Genomic DNA, 21,056 nt, shown 5'->3' with positions numbered 1-21,056 from the left:
CGGCCATCTCCCCCGCAAGGGGGGAGATTGGACTGCACTCCTGCCTTCGCCAATCTCCAGCGCAGCAAGAATAGCGACCGCATCGAAGCTGCCGATCTCCCCCCTTGCGGGGGAGATGTCCGGCAGGACAGAGGGGGGTGGGCGGGAATTCGGCGTGGGAGAGTTTTCATGCCGCGCGCTCCGCGATTGCGTCACCGCAGACGATCTTGCGATGCGTGTTCATGTCGATATTGCGGCCCGAGAGAAGAACGACCACCGGCCCGGTCGCCTTGACCTTCCCGGCAAGCAGCGCGGCGATGCCGACCGCGCCGGCGCCTTCGACGATCTCGCGCTCCTGTTCATAGGCATGGCGGATGCCGGCGGCGATCTCGTCCTCGCTGAGCAGGATGACGTCGTCGAGCAGATCGCGGCACATGGCGAAGGTCAACCGGTTGTCGAGACCGATGCCGCCGCCGAGCGAATCCGCCAGCGTCGGCAGTTCTTCCACCTCGACCGGGCGACCGGCATCTAGGCTCGCCTTCATCGCAGCACCACGCGCCATCGAAACGCCGATGATTTTTGTCCCGGGGCTGACGCCCTTGACGGCGGCGGCGATGCCCGAGGCGAGTCCACCACCTGAGAGTTGCACCAGGACGAGAGCGGCGTCCGGGACCTGCTCGATCATCTCCAGTCCGAGCGTGCCTTGCCCGGCGATGATGGCCGGGTGGTCGAAGGGCGGCAGCATCACCAGTCCCTCCTGCGCCACCAGCCGTTCGACCTCCTGCTGCGCCTCGTCCTGACTGTTGCCGATGATGCGGACATCCGCGCCAAGCCGACGGATTTCGTCGAGCTTGTTGCCCGGCACCAGTCGCGACATGCAGATCACCGCGCGCATGCCTTCCAGCTTCGCGGCATGGGCCAACGCACGGCCATGATTGCCGGTCGACGCCGCGACCACGCCGCGCGCCTTCTCCTCGGCGCTCAGCGAAGCAATGGCATTCGAGGCGCCGCGCAGCTTGAAGCTGCCGGTGGTCTGGCGGTGTTCAAGCTTGAGGTGGACGGGGATGCCCAGTCGTTCGGAAAGGCTGTGAGATAACCCTGTCGGCGTGCGTTCGATTTTGCCGGCAATTCGCTCCCGGGCGGCACGAATATCGTTAAGGGTGACTGTCGTCATGATCGTCAACCGCGCGGCAAAGGCAGCGTCATCAGACGGCCAAATTCGGGATGCGACGTCCCGTCGCCACACAACCGCAAACAATTCCAGGCGCTCGCCTGATTGCTGGTGACGACCGGGCGGTCGATCGCCTGTTCAATGCCGGGAACCGCGAGCGCTCCGCGCAATGCGGTGCAGGACACGAACAGTGCATCGGCCTGCGCATGCGTCGCCTCACGAGCCAGGTCGACGATCGCTGCCGGCGCAATGCGCGCCATCTCGCGATCGTCCTCGAAGCCGAGGCAGGTGAAGCTGACGATCTCAAAGTCGCGCTCGCCGAAATACGTCGCCATCGGCCTGGAGGTTTCGACGGTGTAAGGGGTGAGGATGCTGATCTTTTTCGCGCCCAGCGCCTGCAGCCCGCGCACGCCGGCCATCGGCGGCGTGACCACGGGAACACCCGGCTTGGCAGACTGGATCGCGGCCTCGATTTCAGCGTCGCCAATCACTACCGAGGCCGAGGTGCAGGAGTAGCAGATCGCGTCGAGGTTTTCGTCGGGCAGGATCAACGCCGCACCCGCCGCCAGCTCGGGCTGCATCTTGCGAAGGTTTTCCGGCGTCGTCGGATTCTTGTAGGGAATGCGCGCGACATAGACGCCGACCCGCTCGCTCGCCACCATGCGGCGGAAATCCGGTTCGCTGGTGTGGTCGGTGGCAAGGATGATCAGGCCGACGCGCTTTTCCAGCGGGCGCGCATCGAGCGCCGGCCTTGTCGGCATCAGCCTGATTTCGGGCAGCGGTTTCATCTTGAGAATTACCTTTCGATCTTGCCGTAGCGATGTTCCAGCCAGCGCAGCAGCACGACCGAGAAGAGGCTGATGACGAGGAAGAAAGCGCCGACCAGCGTGATCGGCTCAATGTAGCGGTAGTAGGTGTTGGCGACGCTCTTGGCCTGGTTCATCAGCTCCAGCACGGTGATCGCCGACAGCAGCGGCGTCTCCTTGAACATGGCGATGAAATAGTTGGCCAAAGCCGGGATCATCGGTGGGATCGCTTGCGGAATGATGATGTTGGTCCAGGTCTGCGTGGCGCTCAGATTGCAGGCCTTGGCCGCCTCCCACTGGCCGCGCGGCACGTTGTCGATGCCGGCGCGATAAACTTCCGCCGTGTAGGTGCCGTAGTGCAGGCCGAGCCCGATGACGCCGGCGACCAAGGGCGGCAAAAGGATGCCGAAATCCGGCAGGACATAGAAGATGAAATAAAGTTGCACCAGAAGTGGCGTGCCGCGGATGAATTCGGCCGCCCAGCCGATGCTGCGTGACAGGACCTTGTTGAGCGAGCGTCGCGCCAGCGCGATGCCCAGCCCCACAATCGCGGCCAGCACCGAGCCGAGCAGCGTCGCCAGGATGGTGATCTTCACGCCCTGGATCAGCGTTGGCAGGATTTCCCAAACGAAGTTCCAATCCCAATCCATCAGGAAGCTCCGGCCATCAGACGCGCACCCCGTCGAGGCCGCGCGCCATGCGGCGTTCCAGAGAACGCACGCCCCAGGAGATGATCAGCGCCAGGGCGAAATAGATGATCAGGATGGTGGTGAACGGCGCCAGCGTGTTGCCGGTCTGCGAGCGCACGACCTGCGCCTGAAAGGTGAGATCGGCGAGCGAGATCAGCGACACCACGGAGGTCGCCTTGAGCAGTTCGATGGCATTGTTGCCGAAGGTCGGCAGCATGACCAGCAGCGCCTGCGGCAGGATGACGTGGCGCATGCCTTGCCAGCGGCCGAGGTTGAGCGCGATGCAGGCCTCATATTGTTCGCGGCCGACCGACTGGATGGCGCCGCGTACCACCTCGGCCGCATAGGCGCCGACATTGAGGCCCAGCGCCAGCACACCCGCCTGCAGGGGGGCCAGTTCGAGGCCGATCAACGGCAACACGAAATAGGCAAAGAACAGCTGCACGAAGATCGAGGTGCCGCGGAAGAATTCTATATAGGCGGTGGCCAGCCAGCGCAGCGCAAAGAAGCGCGACACGCGGCCCATGCCGGCGAGGAAGGCCATGATCAGGGCGAGCACCGACCCCATCAGCGTCAGCTCGATGGTGACAAGCGCTCCCTGCAATATCAGGCCGAGGTAGCCGGACCACTGGGTCATTCGGGTTCCAACGTTGGCGGTTAGCTTCCTTCTCCCCGTTCACGGAGAGAAGATGCCAGTCCACCCTCCGAAGCTGCAGCGCAGCTGCTGCGGAGGACGGGCAGGCAGATGAGGGGCAGCGCTAAATTCTCAGAACCTGGCGCCGCCCCTCATCCGGCCCTTCGGGCCACCTTCTCCCCGTGAACAGGGAGAAGGCAAAAACGGCGCTATTTCGCCGCGCAGAGCTTGTCCCGCGTGGTCGACATCGCGGCTGCGGCCGAGAAGCCGTAGGGCTCGATGATCTTGGCGAACTCGCCGGATTTCTTCAGCTTGGCGAGCTCGACATCGAAGGCATCGCGCAGGGCCTCATCGCCTTTCTTGAAGGCGGCGCCGTCGCAATAGACCGGCGCGCCGACCACCGGGGCGATGACTTCGAGGTTCGGATCGTTGGCTTTCTTGACGAGGTCGTTGATCGACAGGACGGGAAGCGAATAGGCATCGATGCGACCGTCCTGCAGCATCTTCAGGCCGCTCTGGCCGTCCGGCACGACGATGACGCGCTCGCGCGGCACGCCGGCGTTGAGCGCCAGCTTCTCCTCGGTGCCGCCACCGGGCGCACCGATGGTGGCTGACGTGTCCTTGGCGACGTCCTCGTAGCTCTTGAAGCCCTTCGGATTGCCCTTCTTCACCAGCATCGCCTCGGCGTCGCACAGCACCGGCTCGGAATAGACGACCGCCGCGCAACGCTCCGGCTTCATGAACAGGCCGGCGGTGACGACGTCGAAGCGGCCGGCCTGCAGGCCGGGGATCATCGCGCCATATTCGGAGATCGAAGCGACGATGTCGGCAACACCGAGACGCTTGAAGACCTCGCGCGCCACGTCGGGCGCCGCACCCGAAACTTTGCCGTCGGCGGCGACCGCCGTATAGGGCGGCTCGTTGGCGATCGCGACGCGGGCAAAGCCCTGCGCCTTCAATTGCTCGAGCTTGCTGTCATCGGCCGAACCGGTGCTCGACGCGGCGAGCACCGCCGTCAGTGCGAGACCGGCGACGCCGGCCAGAATGCCAAGTTTCTTCATTGTTCCCAACTCCTTGTTGTCTTCTTGGTTTTGTCTGGGGCGGTCTTCCGCCCCGCAAAGCGGTCAGACACGATGTCCGGCCGCGATGATCTTCTTCAGGAAGCCTTGCGTGCGCTCCTGCTTGGGATGGCGGAAAATCTCGTCGGGTTTGCCCTCTTCGACGATCTTGCCGCGGTCGAAAAACAGCACGCGGTCGGCGAAGTCATGGGCAAAGCCCATCTCGTGGGTGACCAGCAGCATGGTCATGTCGGTCTCGGCCGCGAGCTTGCGCATGACGTTCATCACCTCCTCGACCAGCTCCGGATCGAGCGCCGAGGTCACTTCGTCGAACAGCATGATCTTGGGCGACAGGGCCAGCGCGCGGGCAATCGCCACGCGCTGCTTCTGGCCACCGGACAATTGCGCCGGCATCGACTTCGCCTTGTCGGCCATGCCGACCATGTCGAGCAGTTCCATGGCCCGCTTTTCAGCGGCGGCGCGAGGCGTGCCCTTGGTCAGCATCGGCGCCAGCGTGACGTTATCCATGACGCATTTGTGCGGAAACAGATTGAACAGCTGGAAGACCATGCCGATCTTCTGCCGCATCTTGGTCAGGTGCCGCTCGTCGGCGGGCAGCAGCTGGCCGTTGCGCTCCATGTGATAGAGCTGCTCGCCATCGATCTGGATATGGCCGCCGTCGATCTTCTCCAGCGTCATCAGGATTCGCAGGATCGTCGTCTTGCCCGAGCCGGACGGGCCGATCAGCGCCAGCTTCTCGCCGGGCATGACCTGCATCGACAGGCCGTCCAGTACCTTGAACGAGCCGAAGCTCTTCGAAATGGCGTCGACCTTGATGATGGGTGAGGACAAATGAATTTCCCCTGCTGGAGAAGCCTGTGCCCTTAACGATGCGGAACGCGCCAAATCATGTCAATTGGGAAAATAAAATCATGACAATATTTCCGGCACTGCATGATTCCAGAGCAATTCCCGCTTAGATTGCGAGCAGCAGATGCTCCGGATCGCCAAGCAGCAACTTGGTGACAACGCCGAGGCCGGCGCGCAGTTCCCCCTCGGTGGTCGAGCCGAGCGAGATGCGCACCGCCGGATGCCAGGGCGCATCGGAGATGCGGAAGGAGGTGCCGGGCGCGATCGCCACGCCTTGCAGGCGGGCCTGGGCGACGAAGCTTTCCTCGGCACGGTCCGCGGGCAGTTGCAACCAGACATGCAGCCCGTCGCGCCTGGCGCGATAACCAACCCCGCCCAGCACCTCGGCTGCGATGTCCTGGCGGCGGCGCAATGCCGCGCGCTGCCAGCGAACGAGTTCCATCGCCGTGCCGTCGGTCACCCATTTGGTGGCGATCTCGGCCACCAGCGGCGTCGCCATCCAGTTCGACACCAGATGCCGGTTGGCAACGGCGGCGACATAGCGGTCGGGCGCCGCGAGATAGCCGATGCGCAGGCCAGGTACGGTGATCTTGGTGAAGGAAGTGACGTAGAGCGTGCGCTCCGGCGCAAAGGCGGCGACCGGCGGCGGCCGGTCCTCGACCAGCGGACCCAGCACATCGTTCTCGATGATGGCGATGTCGTGCTTGCGCGCGACCGCGGCGATCTCTTCGCGCCGCCGAGCGTCCATCAGCGTCGCCGTCGGGTTGATCACCGACGGTTGCACGAATACCGCGCGAATGTCGGTGAGCCGGCAGACCTCGTCCAACGCCTCCGGGATCAGGCCATTGCCGTCGATCGGCAGGCCTTCCAGGTTGAAGCCGAGATAGCGCGCCAGCGGCACCAGCGTGTGGTGGCCGATAGCCTCGGTGGCGACGGTCGAGCCCGGCGGCGCCACGCTCATCAGCGCTACGGTCATCCCAGCAGTGGCGCCGTTGGTCAGGCTGATATTCTGCGCGGAGACGTCAAGCCCGCACAGTTTCAGCCATTCGACCGCCACCGCGCGGTGGCGCGGAAACACCATGTTGGGCCGAAACGACAGCGCCGAACTCGATGGCAGGTTTTCGGCCAGCCAGCCCAGCGCCTGCTTCAGCCGCTCCAGATGCATCGGCTCGCAGACCGGCTTCAGGATCGATAGGTCGATGACCTCGCCGAGGCGCTCCGGCAGATAGGGCGGCTCCGGTTCACGGCGCTGCGTCTGGACAAAGCTGCCGCGGCCGATCTCGCCCGAAATCAGGCCGCGCCGGATCAGTTCTTCGTAGGCGCGGCTGACCGTCTGCACCGACAGTTTTAAATCGTCTGCCAGCCTTCGATGCGTTGGCAGCCGCGCGCCATTGGCCAGCCGCCCGTCATGAATGGCGCGGGCGAACTGGTCGGCCAGCGATTGATAGGCTGGCCGGCGGAGGAGCGCAGGGTCGGGTTGCCATAATGTCATGACTTAATAGAGATCGAAATCAGTGCAATTGACAATCGAAATAATGCGCCGTCATGGTGATGCCGACAAAAAGCGGACGCCGATGACATCGAAACTCGACGCGGTCGACCTCAGGATACTCGACGCCATCCAGCGCGACGGGCGCATCACCAAGCTGGCGCTGGCCGAACAGGTCGGGCTGTCGCCGACGCCGTGCTGGATGCGGCTGCGCAAGCTGGAGAAGGCCGGCATCGTCTCGGGCTACCACGCCAGGATCGCCATGCGCGTCGTGGCGCCGGTCGCCACCGTGCTGATGGAGGTGACGCTGGCCAGCCATCGCCAGGCCGATTTCGATCGCTTCGAACGCGTCATCCGCGATATCCCCGAAATCGTCGCCTGCTGGTCGGTGGGCGGCGGCGTCGACTATGTGGTGAAGGTGATGACGCGCGACATCGACGCCTATCAGCGGCTGGTCGACGGCCTGCTGGAGCGCGAGATCGGCATCGACCGCTACTTCACCTACATCGTCACCAAGACGGTGAAGGACGAAATCGTGCTACCGATATCCGACCTGCTGCCGGCGTCGGCATAAGCCCGGAGAGAATGTCTGTCGGGACGGCACAATAGAGAGAGTCTCTCTCCTTCAGGGCGTCGAAACAGTCTCTCTGTCTGTATGTGACGGATAGTCTTCCCGCATCGTCCGAACCGGGAGGCCTCGACCATGTCCGCGCATTTTGCCCGCTCGCATCGCCATGAGGCGCTCGACCGCCTCTCCGACCGCCGGCTGCTGCGCGAGCTCGCCTATGTCGACGGTCACTGGACGGCAAGCGGAGCGGCGAAGAGTTTCGAGGTTACCGATCCGGCGACCGGCACCACTGTCGCATTTGTCGCGGCGCTCGATGCCGGGCAGACGACCAAAGCAATCGACGCCGCCGCACGTGCCTTTCCGGCTTGGCGTTCGTTGCTGCCGCAGGAGCGGTCCAAAATTCTGCGAAAATGGTTCGAGCTGATCATTGCAGCCAAGGATGATCTGGCCCTGCTGATGACACTGGAACAGGGCAAGCCGCTGCAGGAATCGTTTGGCGAAATCGACTACGCCGCCTCCTTCGTCGAATGGTATGCCGAAGAGGCAAAGCGCCTCAACGCCGAGAGCGTCACCAGTCATCTGCCTGATGCCGAAATGATGGTGCGGCGCGAGCCGCTCGGCGTTGTCGGCGTCGTCACGCCCTGGAATTTTCCGGCGGCGATGCTGACCCGCAAGGCGGCCGCCGCACTCGCCGCCGGCTGCACCATCGTCGCACACCCATCCTCGGAGACGCCGCTGTCGGCGCTGGCGCTGGCTGAACTCGGCGAGCGCGCCGGCCTGCCCGCCGGCGTCTTCAATGTCATCACCGGCAAGGCTGCTGCCATTGTCGGTCGCATGTGCGAGGACCCGCGCGTTCGCGCCATAAGCTTCACCGGCTCGACCGAGATCGGCCGGCTGATCGCGGCGCAAAGCGCGCCGACGATGAAGCGGCTGGTGATGGAGCTTGGGGGCCACGCGCCGCTGATCGTCTTTGCCGATACCGATCTGGACAAGGCGGTGAGCATCGCCATCGATGCCAAATTCGCCACCTCCGGCCAGGACTGCCTCGCCGCCAACCGCATCTACGTCCAGCGCCCGATCTACGATCGCTTCTGCGCCGCTTTTGCCAGGCGTATCGAGGCGCTGCGCACCGGCAACGGCCTTACCGACAAGATCGACATCGGGCCGCTGATGCATGAGCGTGCCGTCGCAAAGGTCGAAGAGCAGGTCGCCGATGCCATCGCTCGTGGCGCGCGCTGTCTCACCGGCGGCAAGCGGCATCAGGCCGGGCCGCTGTTCTACCAGCCGACGCTGCTGGCCGATGTCAGCGACGAAGCGCTGATCATGCGCGAGGAGACCTTTGGGCCGGTCGCCGCCGTCACGCCGTTCGACAGTGAGGACGAAGTGATCGCCCGTGCCAACGCCACAGAATATGGCCTGGTCGCCTATATCGTTACCGAGAACGGCGCCCGCCAGCAGCGCCTGGGCCGCGCGCTCGACTACGGCATGGTCGCTATCAACCGCGTCAAGATCACCGGCGCGCCGATCCCATTCGGCGGCGTCAAGCAATCCGGCATCGGCCGCGAAGGCTCGCGCCATGGGCTCGAAGCTTTCGCCGATCTGAAGTACCTCTGCCTGGACGTCGCATAAGTCCGTCCGGCCATCTCTCAAGGAGTCAAAAAATGCTCGACCAATCCAACGAACTCAATGCCTGGGATCGCGACCACTTCTTCCATCCTTCGACCCATATGGGCACGCATGCGCGGGGTGAATCGCCGACCCGCATCATGGCCGGCGGCGAAGGCGTCACCGTCTGGGACAACAATGGCAGGAAGAGCATCGATGCCTTTGCCGGTCTCTATTGCGTCAATGTCGGCTATGGCCGCCAGAAGATCGCCGACGCGATCGCCACCCAGGCGAAGAACCTCGCCTACTACCACGCCTATGTCGGCCACGGGACCGAGGCCTCGATCACGCTGGCCAAGATGATCATCGACCGCGCGCCGAAGGGCATGTCGAGGGTCTATTTCGGCCTCTCGGGTTCGGATGCCAACGAGACCAACATCAAGCTGATCTGGTACTACAACAATGTGCTGGGACGGCCGGAGAAGAAGAAGATCATCTCGCGCTGGCGCGGCTATCACGGCTCGGGCGTGATGACGGGATCACTGACCGGGCTCGACCTGTTCCACAACGCTTTCGACCTGCCGCGCGCGCCGGTCCTGCACACGGAGGCGCCCTATTATTTCCGCCGCGCCGACCGCTCGATGAGCGAGGAGCAGTTCTCGCAGCATTGCGCCGACAAGCTTGAAGAGATGATCCTGGCCGAAGGTCCCGAAACCGTCGCCGCCTTCATCGGCGAGCCGATCCTCGGTACTGGCGGCATCGTGCCGCCGCCGGCCGGCTACTGGGAGAAGATCCAGGCGGTGCTGAAGAAGTATGACGTGCTGCTGGTCGCCGACGAGGTGGTGACGGGCTTCGGCCGTCTGGGCACCATGTTCGGCTCCGACCATTACGGCATCAAGCCGGACCTCATCACCATCGCAAAGGGGCTGACCTCGGCCTATGCGCCGCTGTCGGGTGTCATCGTTGCCGACAAGATGTGGCAGGTGCTGGTGCAGGGCTCCGACAAGCTCGGTTCGCTCGGCCATGGCTGGACCTATGCCGCGCATCCGATCTGCGTCGCCGCAGGTGTCGCCAATCTCGAACTGATCGACGAACTGGACCTGGTAACGAACGCCGGTGAGACCGGCGCTTATTTCCGCGCCGAACTGACCAAGGCTGTCGGCGGGCACAGACACGTCGGCGACGTGCGCGGCGATGGCATGCTGGCGGCGGTCGAATTTGTCGCCGACAAGGACGACCGGGTGTTCTTCGACGCCTCGCTCAAGATCGGGCCGCAAGTGGCGACAGCACTTGCCGCCAGCGGCGTCATCGGCCGCGCCATGCCGCAGGGCGACATACTAGGCTTCGCGCCGCCGCTCTGCCTGACGCGTGAGGAAGCCGACATCGTCGTTTCGAAAACCGCCGATGCCGTCAACAGCGTGTTTTCCAATCTCTGAGATCGACCATGAATGCCATGACCAAGACCCTCCCCGCCACCATGGCCGCCGTGCTGCTCACCGGGCATGGCGGGCCGGAAAAGCTCGTCTATCGCAGCGATGTGAAAGTGCCTGTGCCTGCCGCCGGCGAGGTGCTGGTTAAGGTCAGCGCTTGCGGTATGAACAACACCGATGTCTGGGTACGCCAGGGCGCCTATGGCACGGAGGAGGACGCTGCCGCCGTGTCGACGTGGCGGCGGCAAGGCAACACGCTTACCTTCCCGCGCATCCAGGGCACCGACACGGTCGGCACCATCGCTGCCGTCGGCGAAGGCGTTTCCCCGGGCCGTATCGGCGAACGGGTAATGGTCGATTTTTCGATCTACAACCGCGACGACGATTCCCTCGCCGACATTGACTATATGGGCCACGGTCGCGACGGCGGGTACGCCGAGTACCAGACGGTGCCGGGCGAGAATGCGCATTTCGTCGATACTGACATGAGCGACGTCGAACTCGCCACCTTCTGCTGCGCCTACCTCACCGGCGAACAGATGCTGGAGCGCGCCGGGCTGAAAGCCGGCGAACGCGTGCTGGTCACCGGCGCCTCAGGCGGCGTCGGTTCCGGCATCGTGCAGCTGGCGCGGGCGCGCGGCGCCATTCCCTATGCGGTCGTCGGCAAGGGCAAGGAGCAGGCGGTGCGCGACATCGGCGCCGAAGCGGTCATTACCCGTGGGGTTGCCGATCTTCCCGCCGCCGTGAATGAAGCCACTGGCGACCAGCCGATCGATGTGGTCGCTGATCTCGTCGGCGGCGCGATCTTCAACGACCTGCTGCGCATCCTGCGACCTGAAGGCCGCTACACCACCGCCGGCGCGATTGCCGGTCCGGTTGTGCAGCTCGATCTCCGGACCATGTATCTGAAGCAGCTGCAACTGCACGGATCGAGCCAGGGGACGCGCGCCGACTTCCGCCGCATCGTTGGATACATCGAAGCGAAGAAAATCCGGCCGCTGGTCGGCGGTGTCTACAAACTGTCCGATTTCCACAAGGCGCAGGCCGACTTCATCGCCAAGGATTTCGTCGGCAAGCTGGTGGTTGTGCCGGACGCCATGTGGAACATCCGCGCATAACGGCTCCCAACGTCAGAGCGCGTCGTAAACGGCATCAATCAACACCTTGCGGCGTGGATCGACGTCGTCGAAACCCAGCATGCGGTTGGTGACGTAGCCGAATCCGACACCGGCGCCGGGATCGGCAAAATCGAGGGCGCCGCCCCCAGCCGCCATGGCCGAGGGATTGCGGCGACGCGCGGCTGGCATAGGCGGCGTCCTCGAGCTGAAAGCCGGCGGCGAATTGCCGGCGCTTGAGACATAGCGCGCATGAGGCGAACCGGAATCATCGCAACGAATGCAAGCCACAGGCCGGCAACCAGACCCTGCATCTTGACAGACGAGGCGAAAGCCAAAAGAGTGAAACCGGTTTCACTGGGGATCGCCGGTGCATTTCGATCTGTCCATTCTGCTCCCGCATCTGGGTTTTCTGGCGCGCGGCGCCGAACTTACGGCGGCGGCTTGCGCGCTGTCGCTGGTGGGAAGCGTCGTCATGGGCGCGTTGGTGGCGATCGCACGCACCTCCGCCTCGGCACTGCTTCGACGGATCGCCTTCGTCTACGTCGATCTCTTCCGCAATGTGCCGTTCATCGTCCAGCTGTTCTTCTTCTATTACGGCCTGCCCGAGCTCGGCATTTACATCGACGCCTTCACCACCGGCGTCGTGGCGCTTTCCATTGCCGGCGGCGCCTATGCCTCCGACATCATTCGAGCCGGCATCCTCGCCATCGACCAGGGCATCATCGACGCCGCTGAAGTGAGCGGCCTGTCCAGGCGCAAGATCTTTACCCGCATCGTGCTGCCGATTGCGCTGCGCACCTCCGTGCGACCGCTCGGATCCGTGCTCATCAACATGATCCTTACGTCCTCGATCCTCTCGACCATCACGCTCAACGAGCTCACCGGCTCAGCCCAGATCGTGGTCTCGCAGACCTATCGGCCCTTCGAGGTCTATGTGGTGCTGCTCTGTGCCTATGCGGCCCTGACTTATCTGGTTTCGCTGGGCGTCACCCTGCTCCACCGCCATCTCAATCGGGACATGATGGAGGCGGTCGGCTGATGCGGTTCAGCGATTTCACCTCCTACGACCTGATCCTGCTGGCGCAAGGTCTCGGCACCAACGTCGCGCTGTTTCTCGTCACCTCTCTGATCGGACTGCTGATTGGCCTGAGCTGGGCGCTGGTGCGGTTCTACCGTGTGCCGGTTCTGGCCCAGGTCGTCACCTTCCTGTCGGAGCTGTTGAAGAACTCGCCGGTGTTGGTGCAGCTGTTCCTGGTGTTCTTCGGCCTGCCGGCGCTGTTGCATATAAGGGTGACGCCGGTCACCGCAGCGACCATCACTCTGTCGGCGAACACCGCGGCATTCGTCTATGTCATCGCGGTCTCGGCGGTCGAGTCGATCGAACGCGAGCAGGTCGAGGCCGCGCGTGTCTTCGGCCTGACCCGGTGGCAGGTCCTGCGCCATATCGTTTCGCCCCAGGCTGCCGCCTTCGCCGTGGGCCCGCTCGTCGCGCTGCTGGTCAACCAGCTTCAGGTGACGTCGCTGATTTCTGTCATCGGCGTCGTCGACCTGACCAAGATCGGCCACATCCTCAACATGCGGACCTTGAAGCCGTTCGTGGTCTGGACCGTCGTCGGGCTGCTTTACTATGGCGCGGCAAAGCTGGTCGCCCTGCTTGGCGAGCGTCTTGAAAACCGCCTGCGGGCGCACAGCGCCTGGCGGGGGCTTTAACATGCTCAAGATCGAAAACGTGCACAAAGCGTTCGGCGAGGTCACTGTGCTGGACGGCGTCGACCTGACGATCGCGCCCGGCGAAGTGGTCTCGATCCTCGGGTCGTCAGGGTCCGGCAAGTCGACATTGATCCGTTGCATCAACGGCCTCGAAAAGCTGAAGTCGGGGCGCATCACGGTCGACGATTTCGATGTCAGCAAGCCGAAGGAGCTGGCCGAGGCGCGCAAGCGCTCTGGCACCGTCTTCCAGCTGTTCAACCTCTATCCGCATATGAGCGCGCTTCAGAACATTACGCTCGCCCCGATCGAGGTGCTGAAGATGCCGCGCCCTGAGGCCGAGGCGCTGGCGCGCAAGCTGCTCGAGTCCGTCGGCCTCGCCGATCGGGCCAACGCCTACCCGGCGCAGTTGTCGGGCGGGCAGCGCCAGCGTGTCGGCATCTGCCGGGCGCTCGCCATGCAGCCGCGCTATCTGCTGCTCGATGAAGTGACCAGCGCGCTCGACCCGGAAATGACTTCCGAGGTGCTGGCCATCCTGGCAAAGCTCGCCGCGCAAGGCACGACGATGCTGTTCGTCACCCACGAGATCGTATTCGCGCGCGAGATTTCCAACCGCATCGTCTTCCTCGACAAGGGCAGGCTGGTGGTCGATCTGCCAACGGATCGTTTCTTCGCCGCGGACGGCGGCCTGGCGCAGCCGCGGGTTGCGCAGTTTCTCTCCAAGATGCGCAAGGAATAGGAATGCTGCTGTTAGCCAACAACGAAGCATGGCCGGGATTCGAAACCTCGGTGCAAATGCTGCGCGATGGCGCCGTCAGCCTAGACGCGATGGTTGCCGGCATCGGCATGGTGGAGAAAGAGGTCAAGGTTCGCAGCGTCGGTTATGGCGGCTGGCCGAACATGCTGGGCGAGATGGAGTTCGACGCCGGCGTCATGGACGGCAATACAAGAGAGGTCGGTTCAGTCGGCGCCGTGCCAAGGACCTTGGCGGTCGCTGCCCTGGCGCAGCAGGTAATGAAGCGCCTGCCGCATGTGATGCTGACCGGCGAAGGGGCGCGGCGCTTTGCCAGCGAAATCGGTTTTGCCGAAGACGAAGTCTTGTTCGAGGACAGCAAGCGCGTCTGGTGGGAGCGGCTGCAACAGGAACTCACACCGCAACAGCTGGCGAAATTCCCCGATATCGATCTGGCGCCGCTCAGCCGTACTATAACCGATCCCGAGCGCGTCCGCGACACCACCGTCTTCCTGTCGGCGGATCCGCGGCGCGGCATCCATGCAGCGACTTCGACCTCGGGCTGGGCCTGGAAATATCCGGGCCGGCTCGGCGATTCTCCCATTCCCGGCGCAGGCTTTTACGCCGACAGCCGCTATGGTGCGGCGGCCTGCACCCATACCGGCGAGATGACGATGCGCTGTGCGACCGCACGGACCGTCGTGCTGGCCATGAAGCTTGGCCGATCCTTGTCGGATGCGGTCGCGCTGGCGGTCGAGGAACTGGCTGAACTCGACACCGGCTTCCTGGCCGGAGTGGTCATCCACGCCGTCGACGCCGAGCAGAACCACGAGGTGGTGAATTTCAGATGCGAGGGCGAGGTCCGCTACTGGCTCTGGAAGGATTCCATGCCCGCACCCGAATTGCGGGCAGCAAAACGTGTCACTAGAAAATAAGGAGAGGAACCATGAAAACCGTACTGCGTGCCTTCGCCGCGCTGGCCATCGTGGCCGGTTCGGCTTTTCCGGCCCTTGCCGGCGTGATTGACGACATCCGCTCACGCGGCACCATTCGCATCGGCGTATCGCTCGGCGGCGAGCCGATCGGCTTTCGCGATGCACAAAACAACCCTGTCGGCTACGATGTCGATGTCGCGACGCTGCTGGCGCAAAAGCTCGGGGTGCCGGTCGAGTTCGTCGACGTCTCGGGCGATGCCCGTATTTCCATGCTGGTGTCGGGACAGATCGATGTCGCGGTCGCAAACACCTCGGCAACGCTCGAGCGGGCCAAGACCGTCAACTTCACCATCCCCTACAACCGGGCCGGGCTGCGCGTCATCGTCCAGAAGGATGCCGGGATAACCGACCTCAAGGGGCTCGCCGGCAAGAAGGTTGTCGTCGGCCGCGGCACCACGGGCGAAACCTTCCTCAAGGCGGCCGTGCCGGAAGCAGAGCTCGTCTATGTCGACCAGTTCGCGCCCGACGGGGTTCTGCAGCTGCAACAGAAGCGCGTCGATGCGGCGATCGAGGATTCCTCGCTGCTCGATTACCTCGCGACCAAGACACCGAGCCTGGTGACGCTGCCTGGCCTCTATTCCAACGATCCGATCGGCATCGCGGTCGCCAAGGGCGATCCCGAATTCGTCCGCTGGCTCGACATGTTCGTGTCCGACTTCATCCAGTCGGGCACCTATGAGACGACCTACAAGAAGTGGTGGGGGCCGGACTCCAACCCGCCGGCGCTCAACCCGCTGTGGTGACACCCACTACCGGTAACCGATCGGCGCACACTCGAGGCGCTGTCGCAACGATCGCCGATGTCGCGCGGCTGGCAGGCGTGTCGCGTGCCGCGGCCAGCCGTGCGCTGTCGAGCGGACCGCGACCGGTCTCGGCGGACAAACGCGAACGTGTCGTGCAGGCCGCCGCGCAGCTCGGCTACAAACCCAATCTCCTGGCGCAAAGCCTGACCACCAAGACCGTCAATCTGGTTGCCGTCGTGGTCAACCACATTCACGACCTTTCAGATCTCGACCTGTTCGACCGGCTGCTCGACGCAATCCAGTCGATCGGCAAGCAGGTCATCCTCATCCGCATCGGCTCGGCGGAAGGGGTCGAGGATTTTCTGCGCAACGGCGTTGCCTATCATGTCGATGCCGCCGTGGTGTTCTCCGACTTTGCCGATGCAGCGACGGTGCGGCGCATGTTTCGCTCGGACCTGGTCATCATGCTGAACGGACTGCATGACGATCTGTCACCCACCGTCATTCCCGATGAAGGCGTCGGCATCGCCGAGGCTGTGGCGGATGCGGCGGCCAAGCGCGCGCGCACGGCCAGCCTGCTGACCGGCCGTTCGTCCTCGCGGGTCGAACAGCTGCGCATCGGCCACTACCTCGAAGCGTTCCGGCATCATGGAATTGAACTGCTGCAGACGGTCCAGGGAGACTATTCCTACGAGTCGGGCTATGCGGCAGCCGCCGGCCTGACGGGACGCGGCTGTCCCGATGCGGTCTTTTGTACGTCCGACGCGATGGCCATGGGTGTTCTGGATGTCTGCCGGGCGGATTTCCCCGACAACCGGCCCAGCCGCTTCCGCCTCTATGGCTTCGACAATGTGTCCCTGACCAATTTCGACGCCTACCCGATATCGTCAATCGGCTACGACAAATCAGACTATGTGGGTCATATCGTCGGCGCCCTCTCCAATCCGCAGGTCTTCATGCCCGGCCAGCCGCCTGTCGTTATATTGACCCGGCTGATTTCGCGCTTGACCGCGTAACTAGCGCCGATGTTGGACTGCTTGTCCGGCGTCGATCTCCCAGAGATCGAACGGAGATCGCGCCGGACAATGTACCGGCGCCTACTGCAATTTCGCCTGCAGCGCGTTGACGTCGTCGGTTGTCATTTCACCGTCGGTCGTCACCTTGCCGTCGACGATCTTCCACAGCCGGAACGGACCGGTGATGTCGCCATATTTGTCGAAGCTGACCGGACCGATGACGCCTTCATAGCGGATCGGCTTGCCGTCCTTGATCAGGCCGAGCGCCTTGGCGAACTCGTCCTTGCCGGCATAGATCGGTGTGCCGGTCGGATCGACCGCCTTGTACATGGCATCCTTGATCTTGGCTGGATCCTCGGAGCCGGCAATGGCAATGGCGAGACCGACAATGGCGCCGGCATCATAGGAACGGTCGGCTGCCGGGTTCGACGGTTCGATGCCCGAAAACTCCTTGTAGTTTTTCAGGAAATAGTCGGTGGATGCCGTCGGGCTGGTGCCGGAAGAGGTACCATAGGCATCCTTCAGATAATCGGCGCCGACGGATTCGATGAAGTCCGGGCTGTTCATGCCGTCATTGAGCAGGAATTTCTGCACGCCGCCCTGCGATATCCAGGTGCGGGCGACCGTTGCGCCGTCGACCGGCGTGCTGACGAGGTAGAGTCCGTCCGGCTCGCCTCCCATCGCCGCCGTCACTTCCGAAGCATAGCTCGACTGCTTTTCATTATAGGGCGTGTCGGAGACGATGGTGCCGCCGAGCGCTTTGTAGGCACGCGAGAATTCGGCCACCATGTTGACGCCGAAGTCGTTGTTGACATGGATGATCGACAGTTTCTTGAAGCCCTTGTCGATGGCGTATTTGGCGGCGGCCACGCCTTGCAGCGCATCCGACGTGATGGTGCGGAAGAAGATGCCGTTGGTCTTGCCGTCGCGGCCAAGGGCGGTCAGCGTCGGCGAGGACGAAGCCGGCGACACCTGCACGATCTTGGCCGGCCCGGTGACCGAGGTCAAAATCGGGATCGACACCGAGGAGATGATGCCGCCGATGATCACCGGCACCTTCTTGACCTGTACCAGCTGGGTCGCGGCATCGACCGCGATATTGCCCTGGCTCTGGCTGTCGCGCGTGTCGGTTGCGAGATCGCAGCCGCGTACGCCACCGGCTTCATTGATGTCGCGGAAGGCCATTTCGACGGACTTCGCGCCGGCCTGGCCGTATTCGCCGGCCGGACCGGTGAGCTCCATGACCAGGCCGACGGTGATCTTGCAGTCCGCTGCGTGTGCGGCGCCGGCCATCGTCACGAGAGCCAGTGCTGTGGTGATTTGAAGTATCGTCTTCTTCATTGCCGTTCCCCTTTTCTTGTTTGAACTTTTGCCTGTTCAGCCTTCCGGCGCCTGCAGCCAGGTCTCATGCAGATGCCGCCATTCGACGCCGTTTGGTGCCGATGAACTGGTGGTGAAGACCGCACTGGACTGCCGGCGACTGTGCTTGCCGGCGCGCAGTTGCGCCTCGATGTAGAAGATGACGATCGTGTCCGCGTCCTGCCAACCCGGCCTGATGTCCTCGATCGATATGGCAAAACCGTCGTCGCAAGTGGCGCGGCTTGTCCGGACATGATCTACGACCGCGTCGCGATCGAGGATCTGGCCATTCGGCGCCACCATGGTGAGGCCTTCGCCCATGACAGTTTCGAAGCGGCCGAACTCCACAGCGTCGGCTCGCGCGACGACAAACCAGTCGACGAAGAAGCGATGCAGGTCGACGATTTCAGCGCTGGCACGCGAAAAAAGGGAGGGCTCGCCGCTCATTTCTTCCCCGCATTGAGGTTGTAGTGCATGATCGAGCCATGGCGGCCGTGACGGTCGCGCTCCAGCGTGTAGACATCGCCCGCGAGGCCGGTGCCTTGTGCGATGGCGGCAGCAATCCGCGCGCGATCGTCGGCGTCGAGCGCGACGTCCATGATTTTCGTATTGGCCAGCGCATGTGCCTGGTTGCGCGCACCGACAATGACGGCCGCGACCTGCGGCTGCTCGAGCACCCATGCCGAGGCGATGGTGGCGATGTCGACGCCGTGGCGATCGCCGACGGCTTTCAGCGCCTTGAGCAAGGACTGGAACAGCTCCCAGCCGCCGAAGTCGTCGATGATCAGCTTGTATTTGACCAGCGAGCGGTTTTCGAGCGGCGTGGAGGGCTCGGCCACGCCAAGCCATTTGTCGCTGAGGAAGCCCCCCGCCACCGAGCCGTAGCAGAGGAAGCGGACACCGTTCTTAGCGGCAAGGCCCGCAAGGCTGTTTGCCGGCCGCTGGTCGAGCACTGAATATTGCAGTTGCTGGCTGACCAGCGGGATGCCCGCGGAGAGGATTTCGGCGAGCCTCGACGTATCGAAATTGGTGGTGCCGAGATTGCGCACCTTGCCTTCCAGCCGAAGCTCGTCGAGCCAACCCATCGCCTCGACGTAACGAGACTGGTCATAATCCCACCAGTGAAACTGCACGAGGTCGATCCGCTCCGTCTTGAGCCTGCGGAGCGACTGATCGACGATGCCCCTGATGTAGTCGCGGCTGATGCCTGCCAGTCGTTCGAGGTCCGGCACCAGCTTGGTGTGCACCTTCATCCTGGCCGCGACATCGAGACCGCGCTCGCCGGCCAGCCGCAGGCGCGCGGCGCCGATCAGTTCCTCGACGCCGGTGTAGATGTCGGCGCAGTCATAGGTCCAGATGCCGGCATCGAAAGTGGCGATCAGGTCGGTCACCGCCTGGCTGCGGTCGACGGCGCCATGGCCACCGGCGAGCTGCCAGCCGCCACGGATGACGCGCGAGATCGTATAGCCGGGGCTGAGTTCGATCGTCCTGGCGCTCATCTTTTGTCGGTCTCCTTCGGCAGCGGCACCGCTGTGGTTTCGGCATGGCTGAACCGCCGCTTGGCAAGCCTGACAATGCGGAGCCGGCTGGCGCAATTGGGATCGGGACAGGCGATCTCGGCATCCGAGGTCATCCAGTCATTTGCATGCGTCGGGCGCTGCTTTGCCGCCAGGAGCGGCAACACGGCGGAGATCGAATAAATCGAAAAACCCTGCCCCGCCGGCAGCGACAGCATTTCGCCCTTGAGTTCGAAATAGTCCCCGGCCCTGGCGCCGCAATAGACCGGCTTGCCCTCGGGGATGACCGCTTCGACGCGCAGATCGAAGAGTTCGAAACTGTCGTCGGCCATTCAGGCCTCCACCAGGCTGAAGGTGATGTCACAGGCGCCGTTGCGGCGGATGACGCCGCAGGCGGCGGCAAACTGATCGCGCTCTCCGGCAAGCACTTGCGCGACCACGCTGCCGGCCAGCCAGCCGATCGGGAACAGCAGCCGCGCCCCCTGCCCGTAGTACAGGCCGATATCGAAGATGGCATTGGGATTGCCGCCCCACACGCGTGGCGGCACATAGGACAGCACGACATCGCCGGGCTGCGGCGTCAGCGTTGCATTCTCCGGTGGCAAAGACTGGGCATAGGCCTGGCCGTGGAGATCGGCTGACGGAACCGGGCACGAGATTTCCGGTCCTGTCCACATCGCATGGATGCCTGGGATGATGCGTGGCTGCGCCAGATACGCCAGCAGGAAGGCGGCATTCTCCGGCGCCTTTTCGGGCAATAGCAGCGCCGTCACGGAAAGCTTCGAGCGTGGTTCTGTGATGCCGATGGCGGGCTTGGGCATGTCAGTCCTTCGCCGATTGAAGTTTGTCGCGCAGGAAGGCGAAGGGGCGGCTGATGTCGGCTACCAGCGCCTCGCGCGCCGCTTGCGCATCCTGTTTGGCAAGTGCCGCGACAATGCCGCGGTGATAGTGCGCGGTATCGACCTCGCCGGCCTCGGAGAAGGCATAGATGGCGACGCGGATGCAGGGTCCCGATTGAAGCCAGAGGCTTTCGATCATCGGGATCAGCACAGCCGAGCCGCAGCAGCGGTAGATCTCAAAATGGAAGCTCTGGTTGAGCGTCGCTTCGCGGTCGATATCCTTCTTGTGCTTCAGGGCCCGCATCTCGTCCCACTCGCCCAGCATGGCTTCGATCGAAGCGATCTGGCGCGGGCTCATACGCGTGGCGGCAAGCGCGATCGCTTCGCCTTCGATGAGTGAGCGGGCGCGCAGGAGGTCGTCGATGCGCTCCAGCGTGATCGGCGGCACGCGCACCGAGCGGTTGGGCAGCGCCTCCAGCGCCTTTTCCGTGATCAGCCGTCCAAGCGCTTCGCGTACCGGCATGGTCGAGGTGACCAGCGCATCGGCGAGACCGCGGATAGTCAGCACCTGGTTCGGCTCGAAAAGGCCACCGATCAGAGCACGGCGCAACTCGGAATAGACGCGATCCTGCACCGTCTCGCGGCCGACCGGCGTAAGCTGGGCTGCGATCGTCCCGTTGTTCTTGTCGATGGCAGCCTTCTGCATTACCGGCATTTGCCCCGTTTTCGG

Annotated in this window: 24 protein-coding genes; 10 read left to right on the top strand and 14 right to left on the bottom strand. The window is 63.7% G+C overall.

The genetic code is table 11. The features are described 5' to 3' along the window. Positions 1–166: 166 nt before the first annotated feature. The 7 genes from eutB to ehuR all read right to left on the bottom strand — a co-directional run bounded on the left by eutB (position 167) and on the right by ehuR (position 6,699). Complete coding sequence (gene eutB, locus ACYG97_RS00210) at positions 167–1,153, bottom strand: hydroxyectoine utilization dehydratase EutB (protein WP_023732232.1); 987 nt, start codon at positions 1,151–1,153, stop codon at positions 167–169. Between the two features lie 5 nt (positions 1,154–1,158). After that, positions 1,159–1,938, bottom strand: coding sequence for an ectoine utilization protein EutA (eutA, locus tag ACYG97_RS00205; RefSeq protein ID WP_023732233.1), 780 nt, complete (start codon positions 1,936–1,938; stop codon positions 1,159–1,161). An 8-nt stretch (positions 1,939–1,946) separates the two neighbouring features. Then, on the bottom strand, positions 1,947–2,606 hold the full coding sequence (ehuD, locus tag ACYG97_RS00200; protein ID WP_023732234.1) for an ectoine/hydroxyectoine ABC transporter permease subunit EhuD: 660 nt from the start codon (positions 2,604–2,606) through the stop codon (positions 1,947–1,949). Between the two features lie 16 nt (positions 2,607–2,622). Further along, positions 2,623–3,282, bottom strand: a complete 660-nt coding sequence (ehuC, locus tag ACYG97_RS00195) for an ectoine/hydroxyectoine ABC transporter permease subunit EhuC (protein WP_023732235.1) — start codon at positions 3,280–3,282, stop codon at positions 2,623–2,625. A gap of 206 nt (positions 3,283–3,488) precedes the next feature. Then, positions 3,489–4,340, bottom strand: coding sequence for an ectoine/hydroxyectoine ABC transporter substrate-binding protein EhuB (gene ehuB / locus ACYG97_RS00190; protein WP_023682674.1), 852 nt, complete (start codon positions 4,338–4,340; stop codon positions 3,489–3,491). Between the two features lie 63 nt (positions 4,341–4,403). After that, the gene (gene ehuA / locus ACYG97_RS00185; RefSeq protein ID WP_023682675.1) at positions 4,404–5,189 is read right to left on the bottom strand and encodes an ectoine/hydroxyectoine ABC transporter ATP-binding protein EhuA; all 786 of its coding nucleotides are present in this window, start codon (positions 5,187–5,189) and stop codon (positions 4,404–4,406) included. A 124-nt stretch (positions 5,190–5,313) separates the two neighbouring features. Continuing rightward, positions 5,314–6,699, bottom strand: coding sequence for a MocR-like ectoine utilization transcription factor EhuR (gene ehuR, locus ACYG97_RS00180; RefSeq protein ID WP_023732236.1), 1,386 nt, complete (start codon positions 6,697–6,699; stop codon positions 5,314–5,316). An 82-nt stretch (positions 6,700–6,781) separates the two neighbouring features. On the opposite strand from ehuR, the gene ACYG97_RS00175 reads away from it, so the two are divergent. From ACYG97_RS00175 to ACYG97_RS00160, 4 genes are all read left to right on the top strand, one after another. Then, positions 6,782–7,270, top strand: a complete 489-nt coding sequence (locus ACYG97_RS00175) for an Lrp/AsnC family transcriptional regulator (RefSeq protein ID WP_023732237.1) — start codon at positions 6,782–6,784, stop codon at positions 7,268–7,270. Positions 7,271–7,399: 129 nt separating this feature from the next. Then, positions 7,400–8,893: an NAD-dependent succinate-semialdehyde dehydrogenase gene (locus tag ACYG97_RS00170; protein ID WP_023732238.1), complete on the top strand. Its 1,494-nt coding sequence runs from the start codon at positions 7,400–7,402 to the stop codon at positions 8,891–8,893. A 32-nt stretch (positions 8,894–8,925) separates the two neighbouring features. After that, positions 8,926–10,305 carry an aspartate aminotransferase family protein gene (locus ACYG97_RS00165; protein ID WP_023726287.1) on the top strand — a complete coding sequence of 460 codons (1,380 nt, stop codon included), beginning with the start codon at positions 8,926–8,928 and terminating at the stop codon, positions 10,303–10,305. 8 nt (positions 10,306–10,313) lie between these two features. Then, entirely contained in the window at positions 10,314–11,417 is a 1,104-nt protein-coding gene (locus tag ACYG97_RS00160) for an alcohol dehydrogenase family protein (RefSeq protein WP_023732239.1), read from the top strand. Between the two features lie 12 nt (positions 11,418–11,429). On the opposite strand, the gene ACYG97_RS00155 is transcribed toward ACYG97_RS00160, so the two are convergent. After that, entirely contained in the window at positions 11,430–11,606 is a 177-nt protein-coding gene (locus ACYG97_RS00155; protein WP_023692240.1) for a hypothetical protein, read from the bottom strand. Between the two features lie 178 nt (positions 11,607–11,784). Here ACYG97_RS00155 and ACYG97_RS00150 point away from each other — a divergent pair, with 178 nt between their 5' ends. The 6 genes from ACYG97_RS00150 to ACYG97_RS00125 are packed head-to-tail and all read left to right on the top strand — an operon-like array spanning position 11,785 to position 16,611. Next, positions 11,785–12,456 carry an amino acid ABC transporter permease gene (locus tag ACYG97_RS00150; RefSeq protein ID WP_023695231.1) on the top strand — a complete coding sequence of 224 codons (672 nt, stop codon included), beginning with the start codon at positions 11,785–11,787 and terminating at the stop codon, positions 12,454–12,456. Next, positions 12,456–13,127 carry an amino acid ABC transporter permease gene (locus ACYG97_RS00145; RefSeq protein WP_023732241.1) on the top strand — a complete coding sequence of 224 codons (672 nt, stop codon included), beginning with the start codon at positions 12,456–12,458 and terminating at the stop codon, positions 13,125–13,127. The genes ACYG97_RS00150 and ACYG97_RS00145 overlap by 1 nt, the downstream gene beginning before the upstream one ends. Before the next feature lies 1 nt (position 13,128). Beyond that, on the top strand, positions 13,129–13,863 hold the full coding sequence (locus ACYG97_RS00140; RefSeq protein WP_023732242.1) for an amino acid ABC transporter ATP-binding protein: 735 nt from the start codon (positions 13,129–13,131) through the stop codon (positions 13,861–13,863). 2 nt (positions 13,864–13,865) lie between these two features. Beyond that, positions 13,866–14,792, top strand: coding sequence for an isoaspartyl peptidase/L-asparaginase (locus ACYG97_RS00135; protein ID WP_023732243.1), 927 nt, complete (start codon positions 13,866–13,868; stop codon positions 14,790–14,792). Positions 14,793–14,803: 11 nt separating this feature from the next. Then, complete coding sequence (locus ACYG97_RS00130) at positions 14,804–15,595, top strand: transporter substrate-binding domain-containing protein (protein ID WP_023732244.1); 792 nt, start codon at positions 14,804–14,806, stop codon at positions 15,593–15,595. Next, positions 15,592–16,611: a LacI family DNA-binding transcriptional regulator gene (locus ACYG97_RS00125; RefSeq protein ID WP_023686961.1), complete on the top strand. Its 1,020-nt coding sequence runs from the start codon at positions 15,592–15,594 to the stop codon at positions 16,609–16,611. The genes ACYG97_RS00130 and ACYG97_RS00125 overlap by 4 nt, the downstream gene beginning before the upstream one ends. An 81-nt stretch (positions 16,612–16,692) precedes the next feature. Here the strand turns inward: ACYG97_RS00125 and ACYG97_RS00120 are convergent, their stop codons facing one another. From ACYG97_RS00120 to ACYG97_RS00095, 6 genes are read right to left on the bottom strand one after another with little or no spacing between them, the layout of a single operon-like run. Further along, a complete protein-coding gene (locus tag ACYG97_RS00120) occupies positions 16,693–17,952 on the bottom strand; it encodes an ABC transporter substrate-binding protein (protein WP_023732246.1) in 1,260 nt (419 codons plus the stop codon). A 36-nt stretch (positions 17,953–17,988) separates the two neighbouring features. Then, positions 17,989–18,417 (bottom strand): hypothetical protein, encoded by a 429-nt coding sequence (locus ACYG97_RS00115; protein ID WP_023732247.1) that lies wholly within the window; start codon positions 18,415–18,417, stop codon positions 17,989–17,991. After that, on the bottom strand, positions 18,414–19,469 hold the full coding sequence (locus tag ACYG97_RS00110; protein WP_023732248.1) for an aldo/keto reductase: 1,056 nt from the start codon (positions 19,467–19,469) through the stop codon (positions 18,414–18,416). Before ACYG97_RS00110 ends, ACYG97_RS00115 begins: the two co-directional genes overlap by 4 nt. Continuing rightward, a complete protein-coding gene (locus ACYG97_RS00105) occupies positions 19,466–19,819 on the bottom strand; it encodes a TIGR04076 family protein (protein ID WP_023732249.1) in 354 nt (117 codons plus the stop codon). Before ACYG97_RS00105 ends, ACYG97_RS00110 begins: the two co-directional genes overlap by 4 nt. Beyond that, positions 19,820–20,308 (bottom strand): DUF3830 family protein, encoded by a 489-nt coding sequence (locus tag ACYG97_RS00100; protein WP_023732250.1) that lies wholly within the window; start codon positions 20,306–20,308, stop codon positions 19,820–19,822. It abuts the gene before it with no gap. A 1-nt stretch (position 20,309) separates the two neighbouring features. After that, a complete protein-coding gene (locus ACYG97_RS00095) occupies positions 20,310–21,032 on the bottom strand; it encodes a GntR family transcriptional regulator (protein WP_023732251.1) in 723 nt (240 codons plus the stop codon). Positions 21,033–21,056: the final 24 nt, after the last annotated feature.

The sequence above is a fragment of the Mesorhizobium sp. W067 genome, assembly GCF_054719525.1.
Note: the sequence above shows the minus strand (reverse complement) of the source record. Positions and strands in the feature narration are given on the sequence as shown.

Excerpts from the sequence above, each read along its gene's own strand:
- eutB (WP_023732232.1), bottom strand. The coding sequence starts at position 1,153 with ATGACGACAGTCACCCTTAACGATATTCGTGCCGCCCGGGAGCGAATT.
- eutA (WP_023732233.1), bottom strand. The coding sequence starts at position 1,938 with ATGAAACCGCTGCCCGAAATCAGGCTGATGCCGACAAGGCCGGCGCTC.
- ehuD (WP_023732234.1), bottom strand. The coding sequence starts at position 2,606 with ATGGATTGGGATTGGAACTTCGTTTGGGAAATCCTGCCAACGCTGATC.
- ehuC (WP_023732235.1), bottom strand. The coding sequence starts at position 3,282 with ATGACCCAGTGGTCCGGCTACCTCGGCCTGATATTGCAGGGAGCGCTT.
- ehuB (WP_023682674.1), bottom strand. The coding sequence starts at position 4,340 with ATGAAGAAACTTGGCATTCTGGCCGGCGTCGCCGGTCTCGCACTGACG.
- ehuR (WP_023732236.1), bottom strand. The coding sequence starts at position 6,699 with ATGACATTATGGCAACCCGACCCTGCGCTCCTCCGCCGGCCAGCCTAT.
- ACYG97_RS00175 (WP_023732237.1), top strand. The coding sequence starts at position 6,782 with ATGACATCGAAACTCGACGCGGTCGACCTCAGGATACTCGACGCCATC.
- ACYG97_RS00170 (WP_023732238.1), top strand. The coding sequence starts at position 7,400 with ATGTCCGCGCATTTTGCCCGCTCGCATCGCCATGAGGCGCTCGACCGC.
- ACYG97_RS00165 (WP_023726287.1), top strand. The coding sequence starts at position 8,926 with ATGCTCGACCAATCCAACGAACTCAATGCCTGGGATCGCGACCACTTC.
- ACYG97_RS00160 (WP_023732239.1), top strand. The coding sequence starts at position 10,314 with ATGAATGCCATGACCAAGACCCTCCCCGCCACCATGGCCGCCGTGCTG.
- ACYG97_RS00155 (WP_023692240.1), bottom strand. The coding sequence starts at position 11,606 with ATGCCAGCCGCGCGTCGCCGCAATCCCTCGGCCATGGCGGCTGGGGGC.
- ACYG97_RS00145 (WP_023732241.1), top strand. The coding sequence starts at position 12,456 with ATGCGGTTCAGCGATTTCACCTCCTACGACCTGATCCTGCTGGCGCAA.
- ACYG97_RS00140 (WP_023732242.1), top strand. The coding sequence starts at position 13,129 with ATGCTCAAGATCGAAAACGTGCACAAAGCGTTCGGCGAGGTCACTGTG.
- ACYG97_RS00135 (WP_023732243.1), top strand. The coding sequence starts at position 13,866 with ATGCTGCTGTTAGCCAACAACGAAGCATGGCCGGGATTCGAAACCTCG.
- ACYG97_RS00130 (WP_023732244.1), top strand. The coding sequence starts at position 14,804 with ATGAAAACCGTACTGCGTGCCTTCGCCGCGCTGGCCATCGTGGCCGGT.
- ACYG97_RS00120 (WP_023732246.1), bottom strand. The coding sequence starts at position 17,952 with ATGAAGAAGACGATACTTCAAATCACCACAGCACTGGCTCTCGTGACG.
- ACYG97_RS00115 (WP_023732247.1), bottom strand. The coding sequence starts at position 18,417 with ATGAGCGGCGAGCCCTCCCTTTTTTCGCGTGCCAGCGCTGAAATCGTC.
- ACYG97_RS00110 (WP_023732248.1), bottom strand. The coding sequence starts at position 19,469 with ATGAGCGCCAGGACGATCGAACTCAGCCCCGGCTATACGATCTCGCGC.
- ACYG97_RS00105 (WP_023732249.1), bottom strand. The coding sequence starts at position 19,819 with ATGGCCGACGACAGTTTCGAACTCTTCGATCTGCGCGTCGAAGCGGTC.
- ACYG97_RS00100 (WP_023732250.1), bottom strand. The coding sequence starts at position 20,308 with ATGCCCAAGCCCGCCATCGGCATCACAGAACCACGCTCGAAGCTTTCC.
- ACYG97_RS00095 (WP_023732251.1), bottom strand. The coding sequence starts at position 21,032 with ATGCAGAAGGCTGCCATCGACAAGAACAACGGGACGATCGCAGCCCAG.